This is a genomic window from uncultured Roseovarius sp., from assembly GCF_947489715.1.
GTDB lineage: Bacteria > Pseudomonadota > Alphaproteobacteria > Rhodobacterales > Rhodobacteraceae > Roseovarius.
In genome coordinates, this window is sequence record NZ_CANLER010000013.1 from 1 (window position 1) to 23,779 (window position 23,779).

The 23,779-nt window shown below is 57.5% G+C and carries 25 protein-coding genes; 14 read left to right on the top strand and 11 right to left on the bottom strand.

From position 1 onward, the window contains the following. The 6 genes from Q1B27_RS22415 to Q1B27_RS22440 all read left to right on the top strand — a co-directional run. Nucleotides 1–74 (top strand): hypothetical protein (locus tag Q1B27_RS22415; protein ID WP_202814033.1); only part of this gene is annotated, 74 nt, incomplete at its 5' end. Between the two features lie 102 nt (nucleotides 75–176). Continuing rightward, nucleotides 177–485: a 30S ribosomal protein S10 gene (gene rpsJ / locus Q1B27_RS22420; protein ID WP_085802629.1), complete on the top strand. Its 309-nt coding sequence runs from the start codon at nucleotides 177–179 to the stop codon at nucleotides 483–485. 15 nt (nucleotides 486–500) lie between these two features. Then, the gene (gene rplC / locus Q1B27_RS22425) at nucleotides 501–1,367 is read left to right on the top strand and encodes a 50S ribosomal protein L3 (protein WP_299851563.1); all 867 of its coding nucleotides are present in this window, start codon (nucleotides 501–503) and stop codon (nucleotides 1,365–1,367) included. After that, nucleotides 1,364–1,981 (top strand): 50S ribosomal protein L4, encoded by a 618-nt coding sequence (rplD, locus tag Q1B27_RS22430; RefSeq protein WP_299851566.1) that lies wholly within the window; start codon nucleotides 1,364–1,366, stop codon nucleotides 1,979–1,981. The genes rplC and rplD overlap by 4 nt, the downstream gene beginning before the upstream one ends. After that, a complete protein-coding gene (locus Q1B27_RS22435) occupies nucleotides 1,978–2,274 on the top strand; it encodes a 50S ribosomal protein L23 (protein ID WP_299851569.1) in 297 nt (98 codons plus the stop codon). The genes rplD and Q1B27_RS22435 overlap by 4 nt, the downstream gene beginning before the upstream one ends. Nucleotides 2,275–2,424: 150 nt before the next feature. After that, nucleotides 2,425–2,871: a hypothetical protein gene (locus tag Q1B27_RS22440; protein ID WP_299851574.1), complete on the top strand. Its 447-nt coding sequence runs from the start codon at nucleotides 2,425–2,427 to the stop codon at nucleotides 2,869–2,871. Between the two features lie 304 nt (nucleotides 2,872–3,175). Here the strand turns inward: Q1B27_RS22440 and Q1B27_RS22445 are convergent, their stop codons facing one another. The 4 genes from Q1B27_RS22445 to Q1B27_RS22460 form a co-directional block, all read right to left on the bottom strand. After that, on the bottom strand, nucleotides 3,176–4,369 hold the full coding sequence (locus tag Q1B27_RS22445) for a diaminopropionate ammonia-lyase (protein WP_299851578.1): 1,194 nt from the start codon (nucleotides 4,367–4,369) through the stop codon (nucleotides 3,176–3,178). Then, a complete protein-coding gene (locus Q1B27_RS22450; protein WP_299851581.1) occupies nucleotides 4,369–5,517 on the bottom strand; it encodes an amidohydrolase in 1,149 nt (382 codons plus the stop codon). Before Q1B27_RS22450 ends, Q1B27_RS22445 begins: the two co-directional genes overlap by 1 nt. A gap of 164 nt (nucleotides 5,518–5,681) precedes the next feature. Continuing rightward, nucleotides 5,682–6,170, bottom strand: coding sequence for a type VI secretion system tube protein Hcp (locus Q1B27_RS22455; RefSeq protein WP_299851584.1), 489 nt, complete (start codon nucleotides 6,168–6,170; stop codon nucleotides 5,682–5,684). A gap of 234 nt (nucleotides 6,171–6,404) precedes the next feature. Next, entirely contained in the window at nucleotides 6,405–7,970 is a 1,566-nt protein-coding gene (locus Q1B27_RS22460; RefSeq protein ID WP_299851587.1) for a hypothetical protein, read from the bottom strand. Between Q1B27_RS22460 and lepA the strand changes: the two genes are divergently transcribed. Both lepA and Q1B27_RS22470 read left to right on the top strand, forming a co-directional pair. Continuing rightward, nucleotides 7,969–9,768: a translation elongation factor 4 gene (gene lepA / locus Q1B27_RS22465; protein ID WP_299851590.1), complete on the top strand. Its 1,800-nt coding sequence runs from the start codon at nucleotides 7,969–7,971 to the stop codon at nucleotides 9,766–9,768. The genes Q1B27_RS22460 and lepA overlap by 2 nt on opposite strands. Before the next feature lie 524 nt (nucleotides 9,769–10,292). After that, nucleotides 10,293–10,838, top strand: coding sequence for a hypothetical protein (locus tag Q1B27_RS22470; RefSeq protein WP_299851593.1), 546 nt, complete (start codon nucleotides 10,293–10,295; stop codon nucleotides 10,836–10,838). A gap of 232 nt (nucleotides 10,839–11,070) precedes the next feature. Here Q1B27_RS22470 and Q1B27_RS22475 read toward each other — a convergent pair whose 3' ends face one another. Continuing rightward, nucleotides 11,071–11,568, bottom strand: a complete 498-nt coding sequence (locus Q1B27_RS22475; protein ID WP_299851596.1) for a transposase — start codon at nucleotides 11,566–11,568, stop codon at nucleotides 11,071–11,073. Between the two features lie 394 nt (nucleotides 11,569–11,962). On the opposite strand from Q1B27_RS22475, the gene Q1B27_RS22480 reads away from it, so the two are divergent. Beyond that, complete coding sequence (locus tag Q1B27_RS22480; protein WP_299851599.1) at nucleotides 11,963–12,205, top strand: hypothetical protein; 243 nt, start codon at nucleotides 11,963–11,965, stop codon at nucleotides 12,203–12,205. 14 nt (nucleotides 12,206–12,219) lie between these two features. On the opposite strand, the gene Q1B27_RS22485 is transcribed toward Q1B27_RS22480, so the two are convergent. Both Q1B27_RS22485 and Q1B27_RS22490 read right to left on the bottom strand, forming a co-directional pair. Further along, nucleotides 12,220–12,378, bottom strand: coding sequence for a hypothetical protein (locus Q1B27_RS22485; RefSeq protein ID WP_299851601.1), 159 nt, complete (start codon nucleotides 12,376–12,378; stop codon nucleotides 12,220–12,222). Nucleotides 12,379–12,433: 55 nt separating this feature from the next. Next, nucleotides 12,434–12,586 (bottom strand): hypothetical protein, encoded by a 153-nt coding sequence (locus Q1B27_RS22490; RefSeq protein ID WP_299851604.1) that lies wholly within the window; start codon nucleotides 12,584–12,586, stop codon nucleotides 12,434–12,436. Nucleotides 12,587–13,052: 466 nt separating this feature from the next. Between Q1B27_RS22490 and Q1B27_RS22495 the strand changes: the two genes are divergently transcribed. Both Q1B27_RS22495 and Q1B27_RS22500 read left to right on the top strand, forming a co-directional pair. After that, entirely contained in the window at nucleotides 13,053–13,229 is a 177-nt protein-coding gene (locus Q1B27_RS22495) for a hypothetical protein (RefSeq protein ID WP_299851607.1), read from the top strand. 998 nt (nucleotides 13,230–14,227) lie between these two features. Beyond that, nucleotides 14,228–14,410, top strand: a complete 183-nt coding sequence (locus Q1B27_RS22500) for a CTP synthetase (RefSeq protein WP_299851610.1) — start codon at nucleotides 14,228–14,230, stop codon at nucleotides 14,408–14,410. A 124-nt stretch (nucleotides 14,411–14,534) separates the two neighbouring features. On the opposite strand, the gene Q1B27_RS22505 is transcribed toward Q1B27_RS22500, so the two are convergent. Continuing rightward, entirely contained in the window at nucleotides 14,535–15,293 is a 759-nt protein-coding gene (locus Q1B27_RS22505; protein ID WP_299851613.1) for an alpha/beta fold hydrolase, read from the bottom strand. A 91-nt stretch (nucleotides 15,294–15,384) separates the two neighbouring features. On the opposite strand from Q1B27_RS22505, the gene Q1B27_RS22510 reads away from it, so the two are divergent. Next, on the top strand, nucleotides 15,385–15,759 hold the full coding sequence (locus tag Q1B27_RS22510) for a hypothetical protein (RefSeq protein WP_299851616.1): 375 nt from the start codon (nucleotides 15,385–15,387) through the stop codon (nucleotides 15,757–15,759). 98 nt (nucleotides 15,760–15,857) lie between these two features. On the opposite strand, the gene glyA is transcribed toward Q1B27_RS22510, so the two are convergent. After that, nucleotides 15,858–17,141: a serine hydroxymethyltransferase gene (gene glyA / locus Q1B27_RS22515; protein ID WP_299851619.1), complete on the bottom strand. Its 1,284-nt coding sequence runs from the start codon at nucleotides 17,139–17,141 to the stop codon at nucleotides 15,858–15,860. 173 nt (nucleotides 17,142–17,314) lie between these two features. Here glyA and Q1B27_RS22520 point away from each other — a divergent pair, with 173 nt between their 5' ends. Further along, complete coding sequence (locus Q1B27_RS22520; RefSeq protein ID WP_299851622.1) at nucleotides 17,315–18,076, top strand: NAD kinase; 762 nt, start codon at nucleotides 17,315–17,317, stop codon at nucleotides 18,074–18,076. A gap of 402 nt (nucleotides 18,077–18,478) precedes the next feature. On the opposite strand, the gene prpE is transcribed toward Q1B27_RS22520, so the two are convergent. After that, nucleotides 18,479–20,371, bottom strand: a complete 1,893-nt coding sequence (prpE, locus tag Q1B27_RS22525; protein WP_299851625.1) for a propionate-CoA ligase PrpE — start codon at nucleotides 20,369–20,371, stop codon at nucleotides 18,479–18,481. Nucleotides 20,372–20,611: 240 nt separating this feature from the next. Then, nucleotides 20,612–22,891: an NADP-dependent malic enzyme gene (locus tag Q1B27_RS22530; protein WP_299851628.1), complete on the bottom strand. Its 2,280-nt coding sequence runs from the start codon at nucleotides 22,889–22,891 to the stop codon at nucleotides 20,612–20,614. A 217-nt stretch (nucleotides 22,892–23,108) separates the two neighbouring features. Here Q1B27_RS22530 and upp point away from each other — a divergent pair, with 217 nt between their 5' ends. After that, nucleotides 23,109–23,741, top strand: coding sequence for a uracil phosphoribosyltransferase (gene upp, locus Q1B27_RS22535; protein WP_299851631.1), 633 nt, complete (start codon nucleotides 23,109–23,111; stop codon nucleotides 23,739–23,741). Nucleotides 23,742–23,779 lie beyond the last annotated feature (38 nt).

Below are 23,779 nucleotides of genomic sequence, written 5' to 3' on the forward strand. Positions count from 1 at the left end.
ACGGCCTGCGCTTCGCCATCCGCGAAGGCGGCAGAACCGTCGGCGCAGGCGTCGTCGCCAAAATTATCGAATAATCCCTAAAAGGCCCCGGAGCGATCCGGGGCAGGGTTCGACGAGGGGGGCCGGGTGGTCCGGCCTTCCTCCTATCAACTCCAATGCCGTGAAAGGCTAAATGAATGCAAAGCCAAAACATTCGCATCCGGCTTAAGGCGTTTGACTACCGTGTACTGGACGCCAGCACACAGGAAATCGTCAACACTGCCAAGCGTACCGGTGCCGACGTCCGTGGGCCCATCCCGCTGCCGAACAAGATCGAGAAATTCACTGTTCTGCGTGGCCCCCACGTGAACAAGAAATCCCGCGATCAATGGGAAATCCGCACGCACAAGCGCCTGTTGGATATCGTCAACCCCACACCCCAGACCGTGGACGCGCTGATGAAGCTCGACCTGGCTGCCGGTGTGGACGTTCAGATCTCGGTTTAAGGAGGGCACCTGACAATGTTGCGCTCTGGTGTAATTGCAAAGAAAGTCGGCATGACCCGGCTTTTCATGGAAGACGGGCGGCAGGTGCCGGTAACCGTTCTTCAACTGGATAAACTGCAGGTCGTTGCCCAACGCACACCCGAGGCCCACGGCTATGCCGCGGTGCAGCTGGGTGCCGGCACGGCCAAGGCAAAGCGGACCTCGAAAGCCATGCGTGGCCATTTCTCGGCTGCCAAGGTGGAACCCAAGCGCAAGGTCGCTGAGTTCCGCGTGGCACCCGAGGCGATGATCGAAGTCGGCGAGGAAATCACCGCGAACCACTACTTCGAAGGTCAGTTCGTAGACGTCTGCGGCACCTCGATCGGTAAGGGTTTCGCAGGGGCCATGAAACGCCACAACTTTGGTGGTCTGCGCGCCTCGCACGGTGTGTCGATCAGCCACCGTTCGCACGGCTCAACCGGTCAGTGTCAGGATCCGGGCAAGGTGTTCAAAGGCAAGAAAATGGCCGGCCATATGGGCGCTGCTCGGGTGACCACGCAGAACCTGCAAGTGGTCCGCACCGATGCCGATCGTGGTCTGATCATGATCAAGGGCGCCGTGCCGGGCTCCAAAGGCGGTTGGGTGACAGTCAAGGATGCGGTCAAGAAACCGTTCCCTGAAAACGCCATTCTGCCCGCGGGCCTGAAATCCATGGCCGAAGAAGCCGCGAAAGCCGCTGAAGAAGCCGCTGCTGCCGCCGCCGCCGAAGCAGAAGCCGCAGCAGCCGCTGCCGCCGAAGCCGAACAGGCCGCGATGGAAGCTGCCGAGGCAGAGGAAGCCAAGGTAGATACAGTTGCCGAAGCAGAAGCTGCTGAAGCCGAGAAGAAGGAAGGCGAGGAATGAAACTCGACGTGATCAAACTGGACGGCAAGAAGGCCGGCTCGGTCGATCTGGGCGAAGAGATCTTCGGCCTGGAGCCGCGCGCGGACATCCTTCACCGTGTCGTCCGCTGGCAGCGCAACAATGCGCAGGCCGGTACGCATAAGGTCAAGACCCGGTCCGAAGTCAGCTATTCGACCAAGAAGATCTATCGCCAGAAAGGCACCGGTGGCGCACGCCACGGCGCCCGTTCGGCACCGATCTTTCGTGGTGGTGGCGTGTATAAAGGCCCGGTTGTCCGTTCGCACGGGCATGAACTGACCAAGAAGTTCCGCAAGCTTGGCCTCAAGCACGCCCTGTCGGCCAAGATGGCCGCTGGTGAGCTGGTGGTGATTGATGAACTGAAATCGGCAGGCAAAACCGGCGCTTTGGCCAAGCAGGTCAAGGATCTGGGCTGGAAGCGCGCGTTGATCATCGACGGCGCCGAGGTGAACGCAGATTTCGCCAAGGCCGCCCGTAATATCGAAGGTCTGGACGTGCTGCCGTCGATGGGCGCAAACGTTTATGACATCCTCAAGCGTGACACTCTGGTGATCACCAAGGCGGGTGTCGAAGCACTGGAGGCTCGGTTGAAATGAGCGCGAAGGCACAACATTACGACGTGATCCGCAAGCCGGTCATCACCGAAAAGGCCACCATGGCGTCCGAAAACGGCGCGGTTGTCTTTGAGGTGGCGATGGACAGCAACAAGCCCCAGATCAAGGAGGCTGTCGAGGCGCTCTTTGGTGTGAAGGTCAAAGCGGTCAACACCACGATCACTAAGGGTAAGGTCAAGCGGTTCCGCGGCGCATTGGGTCGTCGCAACCACATCAAGAAGGCCTACGTAACCCTTGAAGAGGGCAACACGATCGACGTGACCACCGGTCTTTGATCGAGACGCATTGAAAAGATTGAAAGGCCCTCGCGAAAGCGGGGGCTTTTTTCATTTTTGCCAATAACCGCTTTGAGCCCTTTGTGACGAATGCTGCCCTGAGAGCGAATGACTGTTTAACGACATCAGAGCTGATAGACGAGTGAAGTAGTGAGAAGATTTGAAAACCGCGGACAGAGCGAGTTGACCGAAAGGAAATTCAACTTAGTGCTTTCTATGGTCGCTTGCTTTGTCGCTGTGGAAGCGGGCGCTTTAGTCGTTTGCACTGGGATAATGGTCCTCGAAGGCGGTCTATTCGCAAGTCTTGATGGAATTGCTGTGTGGGCATTCGCACAGCCAGTAATACTTTTCATCGCTCTTGGCTCCATGCCACTGGGAGCACTTTTGCGCATGGTTTTGGGTTTGGCATTTGAGCAGCCGCTTTCTGTTGCTCTAATTGCCGGAGGTATGGTTGGACTAGTTGGATCAGCTCTTTTTGCCTTTTTCACCAATGATGGTTTGTTCGCTTGGGTTCGGGCAATGCCGCTAGGATTGGTTGCCGGGGTCGTCGGCGGATGGACATGGTGGCGGATTGAGAAACCGTTTCTTGATCGTTAAAAATTGTTAGACAGCAAAGACTCATGAAAGCTGCCATTGGAGCAATCGCATCGAAAGTCGGAAAGGCCCGCAGAGCCGATGGCGGCACCAAGATCATTGTGGACTTTTGAGCCGTTCATTCCATCAATCTCGCTCGGCTTGTCCGGGCCGCTACCGGCTTCTTTCAGGAGGGCGCTTTGCAACGTACCAGCCCTTAGGACCGTTGAAGTATCGGTGAAGAATGTGCGTTTAAATTCCGGCCCGATATACTCTCCAGGTCGGGTTGCGGCCCTCCCGCATTTTGCATCGCCACGCAAGTTGCCTTTCAGGCGGCGTCGCGGCCTTCCATGATCATGCTGAAAATCTCGGGGTCCGTCACGCCTTCGGATCCGATCAGCAGTACGCGCGCCTGACCGTCGATGCCAAGCGTATCGGCCAGGGCGGCATCTTCCCGGATTGCGATCAGCACGGCCAGCCCGGCGATGGCGCTTTCGCCCGCCTCAATGGCGGTGTCGCCTTCCAGCGGGCGGGCCATCAGGCGTACGGTCGGGGCCACGATGGCTTCGGGGATGGTCAGGAAATCGCTGGCTTCTTCCGCCAGGATTTCCCAGGCCAGTTGCGACGGCTCGCCGCAGGACAGGCCCGCCATTAGGGTTTCCTCGGCAATCGCCACATTGGTTGCGGTGCCGGTCTTGGCGCTCTCGAACAGACAGGCGGCCAGTTCGGGTTCCACGATCAGCACCCGTGGCATCGCATCGCCCCAATACTGCCGCAACCCGGCGATCACGCCTGCGGCCAGTCCGCCGACACCGCCCTGCAGGAACACATGGGTGGGTGCGCGTTCCAGCGCCTCGCAGATTTCCTGTGTCATCACCCCATAGCCCGACATCACATCGCGCGGCGGTAGTGAATAGCCGGGCCAGGACGTGTCGGACACCACGAACCAGCCGTTTTCCTCGGCCTCGGTCTTGGCCAGCGCAACGGATTCGTCGTAATCGCCGTCGATCCGGATCACATCCGCCCCCAGATCGCGCATTGCGCTTGCCCGGCCTTCGCTGACCTCGGCGTGAATATAGATCCGGCAGGGCGCACCCCACCGCTGACAGCCCCAGGCCAGTGACCGGCCATGATTGCCATCCGTGGCCGACACCAGCGTAATGCCCGCAACCGCGTCTGCGTATTTTCCGGTGCGGATATCGGCCAGGCTTACCTCGTTCCCGGTGCGCCGGGCGACCTCACGCTGCAACACCCGCTGCGCCGCGTAAGAACCGCCCAATGCCTTGAAACTGCCCAGGCCAAAGCGCGGCCCCTCGTCCTTGTACAGGATCTCCCCCACGCCGATCCGCGCCGCAAGCGTGGCAAGCGAGACCAGGGGCGTCGGCGCATGGCCGTCCCACTGGGTGATCTCGGCGCGCGCCGTGGCAAAATCATCGCGCGTCAATACACGGGTCGCGGCATCGCCGGTCTTGCGGGTCGCGGCCACATGGCCAAGGCGGGCAGGGGGAAGCAGAGCGGTCATCATGTATCCTGTCTTGCTGGAAGGCGATCACGAACCAGCGCCGCCCAGAAGGCAGCCCCGATAGGTAAAAGCGCGTCGTTGAAATCATAATCGCTGGCATGCAGCGGTTGTCCGTGCGGGCCATCCTCGCCATTTCCCAAAAGCAGGAAACAGCCCGGCACCGCGGCGCTGAAATGCGCAAAATCCTCGGAAAAACTCATGGGCGGGCGATCCGGGATGGTCTCAAGCCCGGCGGCGCGCGCGGTGCGGACCGCCGCGTCAACCGGCGTTTCGGCGTTGATGACCTCGATGAACTCGGTGTTGAAACGTACCGTCGCACTGATCCCATGCGCCGCCGCCACACCGTTCACGATCTGGCGCATGAACGCCTCGATCGCCTGCCGGTCCTCGGGCAGACGCGCCCGCGCATCGCCCTTCAGGACCGCATGGCCCGGCAGCACATTGCGTTGACCGTCGGTCAGGAATTCCGTCACCGACACCACCGCGCTCGAACTTGGTGCCAACTTGCGCGACACGATGGTTTGCAGCACGCTTACCATCTCGGCGCCCACGGTGATCGCATCGACCCCGACCTGCGGCATCGACGCATGGCCCCCCTTGCCGGTGATCTCGATCTCGAACAGGCTCTCGCTGGCGCAGATCTGCCCCACACGGGTCGAGACCTGACCCACCGGCGCGCCGGGCAGGTTGTGGATGGCATAGACCTCGTCGATGGGAAACCGTTCCAGCACGCCTTCGTCGATCATCGCCTGCGCGCCCAGGCCGTGTTCCTCGTTGGGCTGGAAAATGAACACGACCGTGCCGTCGAAATCGGGATCGCCGGCCAGCGTTTCCGCCGCCCCCAGCAGCATCGTCATGTGCCCGTCATGGCCGCAGGCATGCATCACGCCGGAATTTTCCGAGACATAGCCATGCGTGCTCGTCTCAAGGATCGGCAGCGCATCCATATCCGCGCGCAGCCCGATCGCCCGGTTGCCGCCGCCCGCGCGCAAGATGCCGACCACCCCCGCGCCCTCATGCACCTCAAGGCCAAGCCCGCGCAATATTCCGGCCACGGTCGCCTTGGTCCGCGCCTCCTGAAATCCCAGCTCGGGATCGCGGTGGAAGGCATGGCGTTGCTGGATCAGTCTGGCGTGTAGGTCGTGCATATCGGGTCTCTGCTAAGGTTGCGCGTAGCATAGGTAACCACGGGCGCGGTTTAGCGTCAAAGATCACCTGATCGGTGAGGAAAATTCTACCGAAACCGCCCAGGCTTGATCGTTTTCCAACGACCGGCGGCGCCCGGCCTTCGCCTCATGCACAACCCGCCGGCTCAGACACCGGCCGTAATATCGAATTCTATTTCATGCTCAGTCCCGGCGTTATTGTTGCCGTCCGTCTCGATGTAAAGGATTCCAATATTCTCGAAACTGATCTCGACCCGCTCACTGATCACCTCCAGCGGGTCATCCTGCCCGTCATTGAACATGTGATAGGTCTTCAGCGTGCAATTGGTCATGGTGATCTTGAGGTAATCCAGATGGCTGCGCCCACTTGTTGCGTGATGCACCTTCAGCACGATCTGATCGAACGCCTTTCCCTGCATCACCGCCAGCGCGAGATAGGGCGAGGCGGCATCATAGAACTTGTGCACCTCCAGCGGCGACACCATCGCCCGCCCCTTGGGCCGCCCGGCGCGCGCGCCCTTGACCTTGCGCGTCACGCCCCATTCCAGCCCATGCACGTCAATCGCGTCCGGATGGTTCGCGTCCTTGCTTTCACCAGGGATGTTGGGAATGGTCAGAAAACCCTTGATCGGCATAATGGTATCTCCAAATAAATTTCTATTATGAGCAGAGTGTAGCACGAGAAACTTTTCCCGCGAAGCTGCCTGCGGATAAACCGGTCCCGCCCGGTTTGCCCGGGCAGCGCCCGACCTCCCCCCGGAGGGCGTTTTTGCAACGTTGAGTCAGATAAATGGGCTGGGGCTTTGGATAGGTCGGTCTGGACAAGCTCCGTGCCAAGCGCCCCCAGGTCGGCCGCCGCCCTTCGTTTCCTACATCAATAACGCAAAGATGGTGGCGCCCAGCAAAATTAAATCTTTCAAAGTTAACAACACCTCACCAGACTCATATAGCGGATGCGATTTAATCGCTTTGGTTGTGCGGATCAGAATGCTGATTTTCGCGACTCGGCTGAAAATCCGTGTGGCTTCGTCCGCACCGGGCAAGGCAGGGGCCCCGCTTGGCAATGGTCCGGTTGCATCGTTGATCAGCGTTGGAATATCGTGATCCCAATCGTCGGCCAGCGCAGGCTCGGAAATTGCCCGAAGCATGGGTAAGGCGGCTTCCAGTTTTTCCTTCGCGCCCTCGGGCAGTTCACGGATCACCTGTTCGCTAAGAATTTTCCGGTTTTCTGCCACTTCCGGATGGGTGGCCCTGATCGCGCGTGCGCCTTCCTCGACAGCAGCCTGCAACGCGAGGTTTTCTTCGCTCGGAGGTAATTCATCACTTAGTATCTGCCGTGTCAGACCCGCGTGAACACTGACAAAACCCATCTCGATCTGCTGTGGGTCATTGCCGTATTTCGTCGCGACGCGGCGCAACACCCGCACCTCGCGCGACTGGTCGTGCAAGCCGTTGGACGGGTTGGCTAAGGCGTCGTCCAGCGCGTCCTCTACCTGCGTGAGCGTCGCGCCCAGAAGATCGGGTTTGGCGACCTCAATGGGAACGGTGAAGAACTTCGCGCTTTCCTGATTGAATTCAACCCGCTCGGCCTGAGGTGTCTTTTCTGAAAGGAACTCAGCCCTGATCCGCTCAATCTCCTCGGCCACCGCCTCCGGCCCGGACTCCCAGATCGCGTCCTCAATCAACGCCACCCGCCGCTGAAGTTCCCAATCCATCGGCTTGCCATCGAGAAACCCCTGATACCACTCGCGCCAAAACTGCCCATAGAGCGGTCGAATGATCAGCGCACTCAAAAGACGTTCCGTCGCGTCTCGAAGCTGTTTGGACTTTTTCTCCGGCCATATTGGTTCGAGCAACATAAAGGTAGGGCCTGGTTCCAATGAATTAAGCAAGGCGGGGGATACTTCTAAATCGGTTTCAGTTGCGTACTGGTTGTTCGTACGAAGACGGGTAACAACGTTCACAAATGATTCAAAATTCTGCCTGGTTCTAAGCTCACTGCTTGTATGATCTGCTGGATTGAAAGCAGCCAACCCACCAACATCAAAAAAAGAGAGGAGGACCGGATCATCATCGACCAGATCAATGGCTTGCTTGGTGATTGTTGATTGAAATGTACTTCGCGCTGCATCCTCTGCATCGAGATCGCCATATCGTGCAAATACCCCAAATTGCAAAGTGAACCGAAAAGCCGCAAAATAGGATAAATCCGGCCAACCTTGTGCAGTTTCGATTTTCTTGTCGAAATTCACCAAACTGCGTAATTGCCATAAAAAGGCTAGTGCTCTTGACGAGGTGGCACTTTGATTTCTGAAATCCATATTTTGACGGTGTCCTAGAATAATTGGTACGCCTGATCCGGATTGGCGGGCATAAGTGGTTTGGTTCAAGCCACCTTGACCAACCCCCATTTCCCATACATATCCCGAAACCATGACAGACCTCGCTCATATCCGCAATTTCTCGATCGTGGCCCATATCGACCACGGGAAATCCACGCTGGCCGACCGCCTTATCCAGTCCACCAACACGGTGGCGGATCGGGACATGAAGGAACAGCTTCTCGACAGCATGGATATCGAGCGTGAGCGTGGCATCACCATCAAGGCCAACACCGTCCGCATCGACTATACCGCCGACAATGGCGAGGCCTATGTGCTCAACCTCATCGACACGCCCGGCCATGTCGATTTCGCCTACGAGGTCTCCCGCTCCATGCGCGCGGTCGAGGGCTCGCTACTGGTTGTCGACAGCACCCAGGGGGTCGAGGCGCAGACGCTTGCCAATGTCTACCAGGCCATCGACGCCGACCACGACATCGTGCCGGTGCTGAACAAGATCGACCTGCCCGCCAGTGATTGTGACCGCGTCGCCGAACAGATCGAGGACGTGATCGGCATCGACGCCACCGGCGCCATCCAGGTCAGCGCCAAGACCGGCGTCGGCATCCACGAAACGCTGGAGGCCATCGTCGCCCACCTGCCGCCCCCCACGGGCGACCGTGACGCGCCCCTCAAGGCGATGTTGGTCGACAGCTGGTATGACGCCTACCTTGGCGTGATCGTCCTTGTCCGCATCATGGACGGCGTCCTGAAAAAGGGCGACCGCGTCAAGATGATGTCGAACGGCTCGGTGCACCATGTCGACCGCATCGGCGTCTTCAAACCGGAACGCGCCGATATTGCCGAGCTGGGACCGGGCGAAATCGGCTTCCTCACCGCGTCGATCAAACAGGTCCGCGACACCCGCGTCGGCGACACGATCACGCACGAAAAGAAAGGCGCGACCGAGGCGCTGCCGGGCTTCAACCCGTCCCAGCCCGTCGTCTTCTGCGGCCTCTTCCCGGTCGATAGCGCCGAATTCGAAGACCTGCGCGATGCCATCGACAAACTGGCCCTTAACGACGCCAGCTTCTCGTATGAAATGGAAACCTCCGCCGCGCTTGGCTTTGGCTTCCGCTGCGGCTTCCTGGGCCTTCTCCACCTTGAGGTCGTGCGCGACCGGATCGAACGCGAATACGATATCGAACTCATCACCACCGCGCCCAGCGTGGTCTATCACGTCTACATGCGCGACGGCTCGCAGATCGAACTGCACAACCCCGCCGACATGCCCGACCTGACCATCGTCGACCACCTCGAAGAACCGCGGATCAAGGCCACCATCCTTGTCCCCGATGAATTCCTCGGCGATGTGCTGAAACTCTGCCAGGACCGCCGCGGCATCCAGCTTGACCTGACCTATGCGGGTAGCCGCGCGATGGCCGTCTATGACCTGCCCTTGAACGAGGTGGTGTTCGATTTCTACGACCGCCTGAAATCCGTCACCAAGGGCTACGCGTCATTTGACTACCAGCTCACCGGCTATCGCGAGGATAACCTGGTGAAAATGTCCGTGCTGGTGAACGAGGAACCGGTCGATGCGCTCTCCATGATGGTCCACCGCGACCGGGCCGAGGCGCGCGGGCGTGCCATGGTCGAAAAGCTCAAGGACCTGATCCCGCGCCACATGTTCAAGATCCCGATCCAGGCGGCCATCGGCGGCAAGGTCATCGCCCGCGAGACGCTCTCCGCGATGCGCAAAGACGTGACCGCGAAATGCTACGGCGGCGACGCGACCCGGAAGAAGAAACTGCTGGAGAAGCAGAAGGCGGGCAAGAAAAAGATGCGCCAATTCGGGAAAGTGGATATTCCACAAGAGGCGTTTATCAGCGCTCTCAAGATGGACAGCTAAAGCTGGCCATCTTGCGCGCTGAAAAGGCCAGTGCGGGAAAGCGGTTCACGAAGTGAATTGCGGCCGCACCCCGGTTAAGATGATACGGGATGCTATTGAAGATGGATGGGTGAAGCCGGTAAACATGTTTTGGGAGTCAAATATTGGTAGCATTGACTGAGAATAGTATTGCGTCATTTTGAAAAAATTCACCTGCAATGTTGGCGTTTTTTAACCTGAGAACCAACACTGTTTCGTGACATCTCATTGGCATGCCGCAAAATCGACTTATTTTTTTGGCAATATTTGAACGTCAGAAATATGGGCGCCCTTAAATTGGTGTTAACCTAATCTGTCGTACTCAACCGGGAGTTTCCTAGGGTGTAGACATGCAAATTGACAAATCCTTTATGATTACAGCTCTTTTTGCGTTTTTGACGATGCTTGTTCTAGGCGGCATTTTCCTAGCATTTTTGGCCGCAGCCATTTAAATCTCTCAAATACCTAGATAAACTCGCTGGCTGAGAGTATTTGAGGTCTTTTCAATGTATCAGTGGATAAAAACCGCGTCGGCAACCTTTGCTGGAGGCGCGGTTGCGCTTGGGCTCTTGGCAATTCCGACATACCTATGGTTGCCTCGTGAATTTGACCGGCTTGATTCAAGACTGATCGCCGTAGAAGAAAACCAAAAAACGATCATTACCCAAGCTCAAGAATCATTGCAGATTTCTAAATCGATATCGGAGTCGATTGAGGCCAGTTTGTCGGATGTAGATGGCAACAAAAAGATGATTGGGTATCTCGCCGCTAGCTTCGACAAAGAGAAGTCGGTTTTGATCACGCTACTCCGAGAAAACCTACCGACTGAAATGGTCAATTCTTGGGAAGCAGAAGGAAAGTTCGAATTCCTTGGGGCGTCCATGATCAATGGAGACGGATATCTCTTCATCGATAAGTCGATGCTCGGGAGTTTCACACTGCAAGAACAAGATATTCTTATACGACTTGGTTCCAACGATGGAATTCAGCTGGTCTATTGGGATAAATCGCTTTTTCCAGGATATTCAGCTTTCCAAGAGTCGAAGGAATAGCAAGCGTAGGGTGCGTGCTCGCACGCACCATCTAACCTCGACACCTGCGCAATGGTGCGTGAAATCACGCACCCTACATCTTTGAACATCCGGCGCGACAATCGTATTACCGTGCGCCATCTCGATCCCGGATGCGCGTCCCGCGCTTGCTTGAAACCACGCCCGGCGCTCCGCCCTTTCGCGCCTCAATCCGTCCGCCGAACGGTATGTCGGGTGGTGTCCGACCCGGCGCTCATCCCGGCATCATCAAATCCATGTCGGACTGAAACCGCGCGTCGCGGTGAACGCTGGAATAGCGCCAATCCTGTGGTCTCTCGACAAGCCCGTGTTTCACCGGGTTCATCCAGCAATACCGGACATGGGCCCAATAATCGGCCTCGTTGCGAATGTGATGCTCCCAGAACCGGCGCTGCCAGATGCCCCGTTCGCATCGCGCGTCGTGGCTCGCCCGTGTCCTCGCCTTTGGCACTCCGCGCGAGAACCGGCTTTTGATCAATCGCCACCGTGTCGAGAAATCAGCGTCGCCCATGGGCAATGTCCATACCGCGTGCAGATGGTCGGGCAGGACCACCCAGGCGTCGATGGCAAACGGCCTCTCGGCCTTCGTTGCGCGTACCGCCGTTCGAAGCCGCGCGATTTCAGAGACCAGCAGCCCCGAACCGCGCTGCGCAAGTGCCACGGTGAAAAACACCGTCGCACTGGTCACGTCAGGTCTGCGGTAATCGGACATGTCGCCAACATGGCGGCAGAGTGGTTAACGGTCGGTGAAGCGGGTAGGGTACCTGCTTGCACGCACCAACGTCCGGCCCGACATCACGGTGAACAACCATTCTCATCGGCTGCCGCACCGCGCGTCCTGTTAACTTCGCGAAATACCGATTTCTGCACCGACAAAATACCGACGTAATACCGACGTGATACCGATATGGGATTTTGCCATGATTTCAGCGCCTTAACCCTGATTCCTGCCCCGATCTACGTCAGGTGCGTTCCCGTGCTTTCCCGCATCCGCCAAATGCCGTTTGAGCGAACACCCGCCCTGTCCCGGCCCCGGGGCGCGTCATGGCTGCGGCGCGGGCACTGTCGTGCTATTCTAACGGGGTATTCAACGAAAGGATTGACCGATGAAACCAATTGCACTGGCACTTACAGTTCTGCTCACCGCCACGCCGGTTCTGGCGTCGCAATGCCCCGCGGACATGGCGGCGATTGATGCGGCCCTGGCGGCGGGTACGTCGCTATCCGATGCGGATCTGGCGCAGGTCAAGGCCCTGCGGGACGAGGGCGAAAGCCTGCATGGCTCCGGCGATCACGCGGCCTCGGTCGAGACACTGGCCAGAGCCAAGAAAATGCTTGGTTTGGAATAGGTTAGCGTCAGGCCTCAGAACAGCCCGTCATCGCCGTCCTGCTCGGCGGCCTTGTCGGCCATCAGGGCGCCGGTGGCCCCCACGGCGGCTGCTCCCACCACGGCAGGCGTGCATCCCGCAAGGGCGACGCTGCCTGTCAGCATTGTCAGTGCTACCCAGAATTTCAATGTCATCTCAGCTCTCCTCACCCTCTTTTGGTCTGGCGTTCCGGTCCGTGCAGTTCGGGTCTCAGAAGAGCCCGTCATCGCCGCTGTTTTCCGCCGCCTTGTCGGCCACGACAACCGCCGCCGCCCCCGCGCCCGCGATCACCACTGGGGCACAGCCCGACAGTCCGGCAAACCCGGCAGCAAAGCCCAGGGCAATCCAGATTTTCGAATTCATACCAACTCTCCTCAATTCACGTGCTCTGTGACCAGTCGCGTGGCATTTCCACCCCAACGCCGGCCTTTTTATATGTTTTTGTGCACCCTTGATGGGCGTCACAGCCTGTAGTCGCGCCATTTCTGACTGCCCTCCCTTATCACATTCTTTTCCTGGGCCGAAGCGCCATATCGCCATTTTTGTCGCGAATGTGACAGGGGTTGCAGAAAATCCAGAACCGCCACATTCATGCCGCATTCTGCCAAGGCGTCCGTGGATGCCCTTATCCGACATGCCAGGCTGCAACGCCCTGCCGACGCGCCGCGTCATCTAAGCAATTGAAAATAAAAGAATCCATGAGGCGTTGTCAGCAATATATTTTCCCACAGGGAAACAAACAGTTTCTAACAAACCTATTCTATTTGCCCCATTTTCGTCACAAAATGGCAAGGCTGTAAACTTACTGGTATGGGGAAACGTAACGAGTATGAATGTTGACTATGTAGCGGTCGCGCGCCAGCGCCGTTTGTCGGCGCTTGAGGTTTTAGAGCGTCGGCAACCTGCATTGCCCGGATTGAGCAAGCCCAAGATGGCGCCGCATCCGGATGATGTGAATATCCTGCCTCTGCGCGACAGGATTGTGTATCAGCTGACCACGTCCTGACCGCAATTTCCGAATCGCAACCGGGGTTTTACGCCCGGTTTCACAAAAAACACCGGCCCCCGGCCGGTGTTTGACTGTCTGCGGCATGAAAAACGACCGGATCCGCAGAAATTTGAACGCTCGAAACCTGTCTTTTGTTTGGTTAACGTAACCCTGCCGAAACACATCGGAAAACCAGGTTATCCACAGATATTTCCCCAATTAATCCAATATCTTATCCCCAAGAAATTTGCATGTGACTCAAGTTTTATCTTGCGTGATGTGCCCCGCTTGGTGAACCTTAAGACATCGCAACGGTTTTCATAAACCAGCGCGGTACGCGACGGCTCCTCGGGGCCCGGACGGTGGGATGCGGGTCTTCGGATTATCGCCCCTTTCGTCAGGGTCCAAGTGGGATCAGGCCGAATTTCGATGTCCTTCGGGGCGCTGGAATTTACCTGGAACTGCTGGGTCAGAGCACGCCAATCCGCGCCTTCGGGCAACGTGCGGCACCGCCGATCCGACCCTTCGGGCAAGGTGAGGCACTGCCGATCTGATCCTTCGGGTGATGTGAGGCTGGGGTGGGCCTTCGGGTTTATCTCTTCACGGGCGTGCCGCCCTTCGGGGTTGGTATGTTCGGGTAGGCGTCAGGGTGTGGTTTCGGCCACAATGCAAGGACCGCGTCTGAGCACCTGGCGCCTTATCCGATTCCGGCAGTTTTTCTTATGCATCAAAACGAAAGCAAACGGGGCCCGCTGCCATTGGCAAACCGGACCCCGCCGTCAGTGGATGCTACCGCGTCTATGCACCTGTGTGATCAGTCCTACACGCGGGGCCACAGCAAATCAACAATATGTCGCGGTGTCGCGTAAGTTTTCCGCAATATCGGTGCTGCCTGTCCATAAATAGTGGCGGGTCGGCAACGGGTCCGATCTCCCTCTGACACAGATCAATGTCCACCCATTTCGTGAAGGTTAAACTGCGGCCTGAAACGCGCTCCACCACCCATCGGAGGCCCTATGTTCCGCCTTGCCCTGATCCTGCATCTTTTCATCGGCTCCACTTTGGCCGGGTCTGCCGTCATCGCCGCCCTTGCTTCGGGCCATGACACCCTGATCCCGATCCTGATCGCCGCCGCAATCGGTTTTTGCGCGGCCTTCCCGGTCAGCTGGGCCGTCGCCCGGAAACTGTGGCAGGGTTGATCTTGGATTAACGGCGCAGGTTTTCCCGAGGTTGCCAGAAAAACAATACTGCCGCTTGGGTCTCTGGTCCGCGCCAGTACTATGTGTACACAATGCGCGTACATAGTTTACACAGTTACAACATTTACCGGTCAAGCCAGGCGCGAATTGCGGCCTCGAATTCGCGGGGTTTCTGGGCGTGCAACCAATGCTCGGCTCCGGGGATTTTGGCAAACTGGGCGTTGGGGAAGAGGCGTTTGATTTCTGGTCGATGCTCTCTTTTTACGTAATCCGACAAAGCCCCGGACAGAAATAGCGTCCCACCCTCGTAGCTGCCTGAAATTTCCGGGAACCCGATAATCTTTGGCATTTCTTTTTCCAGCACCTCGAGATTCAGAATCCAGCGCCGGTTCTTCACGTCAAGCGATTGAAGAAAAAAGGAAATCAGTTGTGGATCATCCACCAGAGGTTCCAGCAATGCAGTCACGTCCGAGCGTTTTTCGATCCCGCTCAGATCCACGGCTTTCATCGCGTCGATATATTGAATCTGGGTATGCGCATAGCCGACGGGTGCGATGTCTGCCACGATCAGGCGGTTCACCAACTCGGGCTTTTCAATCGCCAGCATCATTGATGCTTTGCCACCCATTGAATGCCCCATCACATCAAACGGACCATCGAGACCAGAAAGCACTTCGGCCAGATCATTCGCAAGATCTTGATAAGAATGGCTTTCTTTCCAATCACTTTGGCCGTGATTGCGCATGTCAACCGCCACGACCTGCCGGGTATCCGATAAGCGCTTGGCAATTACGCCCCAATTGCGACCCGAACCGTAAAGGCCGTGTGCGATCAACAATCCTGGTTGATCCGTCGGTCGGCCATGTGTGATCGTGTTCAACATGGGTTGATTGATAACGTCGCAACCAGCTAAAAACCAGCCCCATTGAGGCCGCGTGCACGAGCGGCTAGACTGTCGATCGGGAGATCGCCAAGTGATTGAAATCGAAAAGTTTCATAGCCGTGTTGCGGCGCTGGAAACCTTGATGCAGACCAAGCTGGGGGTGCGCGGCCCGTCATTGTCGGCGCGTTTCAAACGGGCCGGGCGGCGCCTGCCCAAGCGGATCCAAAAGGCTGGGCGGGTTATTTCCGAGGCACAGACCCTGTCGGCAAATCCCAAGTTGGCACGGCTGCTGGACCCGAAAAGGCTCAACGCGGCCTTCGCCGATGTGACCACACATCTTGAGACGATCGACCCCGTGGACCGGCGAAAAGGGCTCGTGCTGGGGGTCTTGGGGGGGATGGTTTTCAACCTGATCCTATTGATCGCGGCGATCCTTGCACTGCTTTACTGGCAGGATGTAATTTGACGGTGGGTGCCGTTTAATACAGGAAACTCAAAGTTGTAGCCGCATAAATAACCCCGCACAGCGATACTGCACGGGGTCATTTCAGACGTAAAAGTCAATCAGTGGTTGGGGTAGAGCGGGAAGCGCGCGCAAAGCTCGGCAACCTCGCCTTTGACCTTCTCTTCAACCGCGCCGTTATTGTCTGGCCCATTGGCGGCAAGTCCGTCCACGACCTCGACGATCCAATCGGCGATCTGACGGAATTCGGCCTCTTTGAAGCCGCGGGTGGTGCCGGCAGGCGTTCCCAGACGGATGCCTGACGTCACGGTCGGCTTTTCCGGATCGAACGGGATGCCGTTCTTGTTGGTCGTGATATGCGCACGACCCAGGGCGGCATCGGTGATGTTACCTGTCACCTTTTTGGGGCGCAGGTCGACCAGCATGACATGGGTGTCTGTGCCACCGGTGACGATGTCCAGACCGCCCTTGATCAGTTGATCAGCCAGTGCGTTGGCATTGGCCTTGACCTGTTTGATGTAGCCCTTGAACTCGGGGCGCAGTGCCTCGCCAAAGGCCACAGCCTTGGCGGCGATCACGTGCATCAGTGGGCCGCCCTGAATGCCAGGGAAGATGGCCGAGTTGACCTTTTTGGCGATCGCCTCATCATTGGTCAGGATCATGCCACCACGCGGGCCACGCAGGGTTTTGTGGGTGGTGGTGGTGGCCACATGCGCGTGCGGGAAGGGCGAGGGATGCTCGCCCGCAGCGACCAGACCGGCAAAGTGGGCCATATCGACATGCAGATAGGCGCCAACCATATCGGCGATCTCGCGCATGCGAGCAAAGTCGATGACGCGCGGAATGGCGGAGCCGCCAGCGATGATGATCTTTGGGTTGTGCTCTTTCGCCAGTTCCTCGATCTGGTCGTAGTCAATCAGGTTGTCCTGCTGACGCACACCATATTGCACAGGGTTGAACCACTTGCCCGACTGGTTGGGGGCCGCACCGTGGGTTAGGTGACCGCCCGAGGCCAGGTTCATGCCCAGAATGGTATCGCCTGGTTGGATCAGCGCCTGCATGACGCCTTGGTTTGCCTGAGAGCCCGAGTTCGGTTGTACGTTGGCAAATTCGCAGCCAAAAAGCTGCTTGGCACGGTCAATCGCCAGGTTTTCGGCTACGTCCACATACTGGCACCCACCGTAATAGCGACGCCCGGGATAGCCTTCGGCGTATTTGTTGGTCATCACGCTGCCTTGCGCTTCCATAACGGCAGCAGAGACGATGTTTTCGCTGGCGATCAGTTCAATTTCATCGCGCTGGCGGCCCAGTTCGTCAGTGATGGAGCCATAAAGTTCGGGATCGCGCGAGGCGAGGGATTCTGTGAAAAAACCGGAATCAGACATGGGGTGAGTCTCCGAAAGGGGTTGCGGTTGAAAGATTTCCTATAGGAAACATCGCAGGGGTGTAAGCCTGTAAAGCGACATTTTCCCCTGCAGGTCCGTCAATACTGGTACAGCGGGGCAACTTGTGGTTCGATCGGAACCAACCGATGCGCTTTGGAAACAGGACATGCCGTATGGCCAGTAAGATTGCCTTTGTCGCCAGTGATGTGCCTTCGGCGCGAAAATCGCATGCCGCGTTGGCCAAACGCTATGGCAACGTGCTCGAGGAAGAGGCTGATGTGATCGTGGCGTTGGGCGGTGACGGGCTAATGCTACAGACCTTGCACCGGACGCAGGGTTTGGACGTGCCGGTCTATGGCATGAATCGCGGCACGGTCGGCTTTTTGATGAACGAGTATAATCGTGACGATCTGCCCGAACGTTTGGAGGCTGCAATCGAAGAGGTGATCAATCCTTTGTCGATGACGGCGAAAAGCGTCGATGGCAGCATGCACGAGGCGCTTGCGATCAACGAGGTATCGCTATTGCGGGGGGGGCCGCAGGCGGCCAAGCTGAAAATCACCATTGATGGCAATCTGCGGATGGAAGAACTGGTTTGCGATGGTGCGCTGTTGGCTACCCCGGCAGGATCGACCGCGTATAACTACAGCGCGCACGGCCCGATCTTGCCCATCGGGTCCGATGTGTTGGCGCTGACAGCGGTCGCCGCGTTTCGACCCAGACGGTGGCGCGGCGCGCTGTTGCCCAAGACCGCCACGGTGCGCTTTGACGTGATCAATCCCAAGAAACGCCCGGTCATGGCCGATGCGGACAGCCGTTCGGTCCGCCAGGTGTTGTGGGTCGAGATCAGATCAGAACCCAGCATCGCCCATCGCATCCTGTTTGATCCCGGCCATGGGCTGGAAGAGCGTCTTATTCGCGAACAATTTGTTTGATGCCTCGGAAACCAGATTTTTGAAGAATCTTTTGAAATCAAACAGATGAACTGATGTTATCTGATAACAATCAATTGCTATTGCCTGTCTGAGCCCTAAGGGGGCTATGTACCGCTACCCGATGAGTGGTGATTAGGAAGACTACGAAATTAATAACTGGGTGGGGTAATGCGCCGGAGTAATAACATAAAGGCCGTGTCTTTATCGGTTCTGATTTTGGTCAGTTCGGTCGTACCTTCTGATGCAAACGACAATCGTGGTTATGTGTACGAGTTTCTACAGCGTACTGTTAGTTTGTCTCAGGAATTCCTGCATGGGGTGCACGACCTTTTCACGCCGTAGTCGCGTGTTTTAGTATATCGGGCAGGTGCCCCCGCGTCGAAAGGCGCGGGGGCTTTTTTGTCAGCTTTGCGCGTAGCCGATGGTTTGCAGCGCATCCTTGATTTCGTCCAGAATGACCGGGTCGTCGATGGTCGCGGGCATCTTATAAGCCTGGCTGTCGGCGATGCTGACCATCGTGCCGCGCAGGATCTTGCCAGAGCGGGTTTTAGGTAGCCTATCGACCACCACTGCCAGTTTGAACGCCGCCACCGGGCCGATTTTGTCGCGCACCAGTTTGACACATTCCTTGATCACGTCCTCATCGCTGCTGGCAGAACCTTTGTTGAGGCACAAAAAGCCCACTGGCAGTTGCCCTTTCAACTGATCGCTCACGCCGATGACGGCGCATTCCGCGACCTCCGGGTGGCTGGCCAGAACTTCTTCCATGCCGCCCGTCGACAGGCGATGCCCGGCCACGTTGATCACGTCGTCGGTGCGCGCCATGATGTAAAGGTATCCATCCTCGTCAATCATCCCCGCGTCGCCGGTTTCGTAATAGCCGGGGAAGGTTTTGAGATAGGACTTGCGGTACCTGTCCTCGGCGTTCCACAGGGTCGGCAGGGTACCCGGGGGCAAGGGCAGTTTGATCGCAATCGCGCCCAACTCATTCGGGCCCATCGGGTGGCCGCCTTCGTCCAGGATCTGCACGTCATAGCCCGGCATTGGCACGGTGGGCGATCCGATCTTGACTGGCAGTGCTTCGATCCCGGCCGGGTTGCCGACTATCGTGTAGCCGGTTTCGGTCTGCCACCAATGGTCATAGACCGGCACCTTCATCACATCTTGTGCCCATTCGATCGTGTCCGGATCAGCACGCTCTCCAGCCAGGTAGAGCGCGCGCAGGCAACTGATGTCATAGCCTTTGATCAGATCGCCTTTGGGGTCGTCACGTTTGATCGCACGGAAAGCTGTTGGCGCGGTAAAGAAGGTGCGTACGTTATGTTCGCTGATCACCCGCCAGAAGGTGCCTGCATCGGGGGTGCCGACCGGTTTGCCTTCGAATACGATAGTGGTGTTGCCGTGGATCAAAGGCCCGTAACAAATGTAGCTGTGCCCAACGACCCAGCCCACATCCGACGCCGCCCAGAACACATCGCCCGGATCGACGTTGTAGATGTTTTTCATCGTCCAGTTCAGCGCTACCAGATGGCCGCCAGTGGGCCGAACCACGCCTTTGGGTGCGCCGGTGGTGCCCGAGGTATAAAGGATATAGACAGGATGATTGCCCTCAACCGGGACGCATTCGGCAGGTGCAACACCTTCCTGTGCCTCGTACCAGTCGTGATCGCGCCCGGCCGTCAGTTCGGCAAGTTTCTCATCCCTTTGAAAGATAAGACAGAAGTCTGGTTTGTGCTGGGCCAGTTTGATTGCGCCATCCAGCAGGGGCTTATAGTCGACCACGCGCCCCGGCTCCAACCCGCACGAGGCGGCGATAATCGCCTTGGGTTGCGCATCGTCGATCCGTACCGCCAGCTCATTCGCGGCGAAACCGCCGAAGACAACGGAATGGATCGCACCCAGTCGAGAGCAGGCCAGCATAGCCTCAAGTGCCTGTGGCACCATCGGCATGTAGATGATGACCCGGTCACCCTTCTCGACGCCCTTGGATCGTAAAGCACCGGCAAGTGACGCCACCCGGGATTGCAATTCGCCATAGCTGACCTTCTCTTTCCTGCCGGTGATCGGGCTGTCATAGATGATCGCTGTCCGGTCACCATTTCCGGCTTCGACATGGCGGTCCACGGCATTGTAACAGGTGTTGACCATGCCATCGCTGAACCACTCGTAGATCGGAGCGTTTTCGTCAAAAAGTGCTTTGGTCGGCTTCTTTGTCCAGTCAATTGCACCGGCGGCTTCCATCCAGAAACCTTCCGGGTCTTTTTTCCATCCCTCGTAGACGTCATTATACGCCATGTCTTCCTCCTCCGGTAATCCGTTGCCCTACTGTTACGAGATCGCCTGACCATGCGGCAAGACAGTTACCGTTAGCAGCGGCGGATTGGCGCGGCTATTTGCAGTAATTGACAAAATCAGCCTGAATATTTTTGCAAACCCTGAAAAATCATGCGGCTCAAGCGATACACTTGGCCATTTTTGCAAAACTGCAAATATTTATCTGCAAACTAGCGTGCTCAGAATCATAGCTGGTCGGAACTATCCGTAATGCGCCACCGGCGTCCCGGCGATGGCTGCCATATTCAGCAATCCACGCGCCGTGATTGACGGGGTGACGATATGCGCCCGATTGCCCATACCCATTAGGATCGGACCAACTTCGAGCCCGCCGCCTTTCATCTTGAGAATATTGCGCACGCCCGATGCAGCGTCGGCGTTTGAGAAGATTAGAACGTTCGCGGCCCCCTCCATCCGGTTGTCAGGCAGCAGACGCTCGCGTAGTTCCGCATCCAAAGCGGCGTCGACATTCATTTCACCCTCATAGCTGAAATCGCGTGGTTCGCTGTCCAGCAGTGCCAGCGTGGCCCGCAAACGCTTGCCGGAATCCTCACCCTGATTGCCGAATTGCGATTGCGAGCAAAAGGCGATCTTCGGCTCGACCCCGAAGCGTCGTACATGCCGGGCGGCACCAATCGCGGCCCGAGTCAGGTATTCCGGGTCGGGGAAGGTGCGCACATGGGTATCAGCGATGAACAATGGCCCGTCTTCCAGGATCATCATCGAAAGCGCGCCTTGCGGTTTGCAATCCTTGTTGCCGAGAACCTGGTTTACGTAATTCAGGTGCCATCGGTATTCGCCAAATGTGCCGCAGATCATGCTGTCAGCCTCGTCCCGATGCACCATGACTGCACCAATGGCGGTAGAGTTCGTGCGCATCACAGCACGGGCCAGATCGGGCGTAACTCCCCGACGCTTCATGATCTCGTGATAGCTGCCCCAGTAGTCGCGATATCGCGGATCATCCTCGGGGTTGACGAGGCGGAAATCACGTTCGGGGCGTATCTCAAGCCCAAGTTTTTCACAGCGTTGTTCGATCACCTTGGGGCGACCGATCAGGATGGGCTGTTCGCTGGTTTCCTCCAAAATCGCCTGGGCCGCGCGCAAGACGCGTTCATCTTCACCCTCGGCAAAGACGATGCGGCGCGCTTCCTTTGATGCAGCCTCAAAGACCGGGCGCATGAAGAGAGCAGATTTATAGACCGAGGCGTCCAGCTTGTCCTTATAGGCCTCGAGATCTTCAACCGGGCGCGTTGCCACGCCCGTTTCCATCGCGGCGCGGGCCACAGCGGTCGAAACGATGCCAGAAAGCCTGGGGTCAAACGGTTTGGGGATCAGATATTCGGGTCCAAACGTAAGCTCCTCACCCTGATAGGCCGCGGCCGCTTCGGCGCTTGTCGTTGCGCGGGCGAGTGCTGCGATGCCCTCGACACAGGCTACCTGCATCGCGTCATTGATCTGCGTAGCTCCGACATCCAGGGCGCCACGAAAGATGAAGGGAAAGCAAAGTACGTTGTTGACCTGATTGGGGAAATCGCTGCGGCCAGTGGCGATGATTGCTTCAGGCGCAACTTTACGGGCCTCGTCCGGCATGATCTCGGGTGTCGGGTTGGCGAGCGCAAAAATGATGGGGCGCTCGGCCATTTTGGCGACCATTTCGGGCTTTAGGACATTGGGCCCAGACAGGCCCAGGAAAAGGTCTGCCCCTTCGATCACCTCGTCCAGCGTGCGCATGTCGGTATCCTGCGCGAACGCTTCTTTCTGCGGGTTCATGTCTTCGGTGCGACCCTTGTAGACAAGCCCGTGGATATCGCAAAGAAAGATGTTTTCGCGTTTCACGCCCAGTTTCAGCAGCATGTTGAGGCAGGCAATCCCCGCCGCACCGCCACCCGTTGAGGTGATCTTGATATCCTCGAACTTCTTGCCGGCGACGTGCAGGGCATTATGGGCCGCCGCGCCGACAACAATCGCTGTACCATGTTGGTCGTCATGGAAGACCGGGATACTCATCCGCTCGCGGCATATCTTCTCAACGATAAAGCAGTCAGGCGCTTTGATGTCTTCTAGGTTTATAGCGCCGAATGTCGGGCCAAGCGCGCAGACAATTTCGGCAAGCTTCTCAGGATCGCTTTCATCGACCTCGATATCAAAGCAATCAATATTGGCGAATTTCTTGAATAGAACCGCCTTGCCCTCCATGACGGGTTTGCTGGCCAGCGCGCCGATATTTCCAAGCCCCAAAACCGCTGTGCCATTGGTGACAACCGCCACCAGATTGCCGCGTGCCGTGTAACGGCTGGCATCGGCTGGATTTGCCTGGATCTCAAGGCAGGCTTCGGCAACGCCGGGGGAATAGGCGCGGGCCAGGTCACGCCCGTTGGCCAGTGGTTTCGTGGCGCGGATTTCCAGTTTTCCGGGCTTGGGGAATTCGTGATAGAGCAACGAGGCCTGGCGTAAATTTTCCTTTTGGCTGTCGTTCATTATCACTCTCCCATTTTTTAGTTTAGCATTAAACTATTTTATTACCGCCGTCGATACGGCAGGTTTTGCAGCAGTTTCAGGTCAAGGTTGCATAATGGCGGATGTGGACGCAATCGCGAATTGATATGCCCGGTGACGATGGCGCTTGGGCATTGCCCTTCGTGTCGCTTTCTGGGAAGAAAGATAAGCTGCCACGCATCCAAAGACAGGAGACCCCATGACCCAGCATCTGACCGTGGTGAACCACCCGCTGATCCAACACAAACTGACTTTGATGCGTGAGAAAGAGACGTCGACGGCAGTGTTTCGTCAATTGCTGCGCGAGATCAGCCAGCTTCTGGCCTATGAAGTCACCGACCAGTTGCCGATGACCACGCGTCGGATTGAAACCCCGCTGCAAGAGATGGACGCGCCAGCGCTTGACGGTCGTAAGCTGGCGCTGATTTCGATCCTGCGCGCTGGCAATGGATTGCTGGACGGGATGTTGGAATTGATCCCCTCGGCCCGTGTTGGCTTTGTCGGGCTTTACCGGGATGAGGAAACGCTGAAGCCTGTCCAATACTATTTCAAGGTGCCGGATCATCTGGATGAGCGTCTTGTCATCGTTGTAGATCCGATGCTGGCAACCGGAAATTCATCGGCCGCAGCCATCGACCTGCTGAAACAGGCGGGTGCCAAGGACATCCGTTTTCTCTGCCTGTTGGCGGCGCCTGAAGGGGTGGCCAGAATGAAAGAAGCACACCCTGATGTGCCCATCGTAACCGCGTCTCTTGATGAGAGATTGAACGATGTGGGATATATCCTGCCGGGACTAGGGGATGCGGGTGACAGGATGTTTGGCACTAAATAAGCTATCTACTGTTTACTGGCGCGCGAAAATAGGGCAGT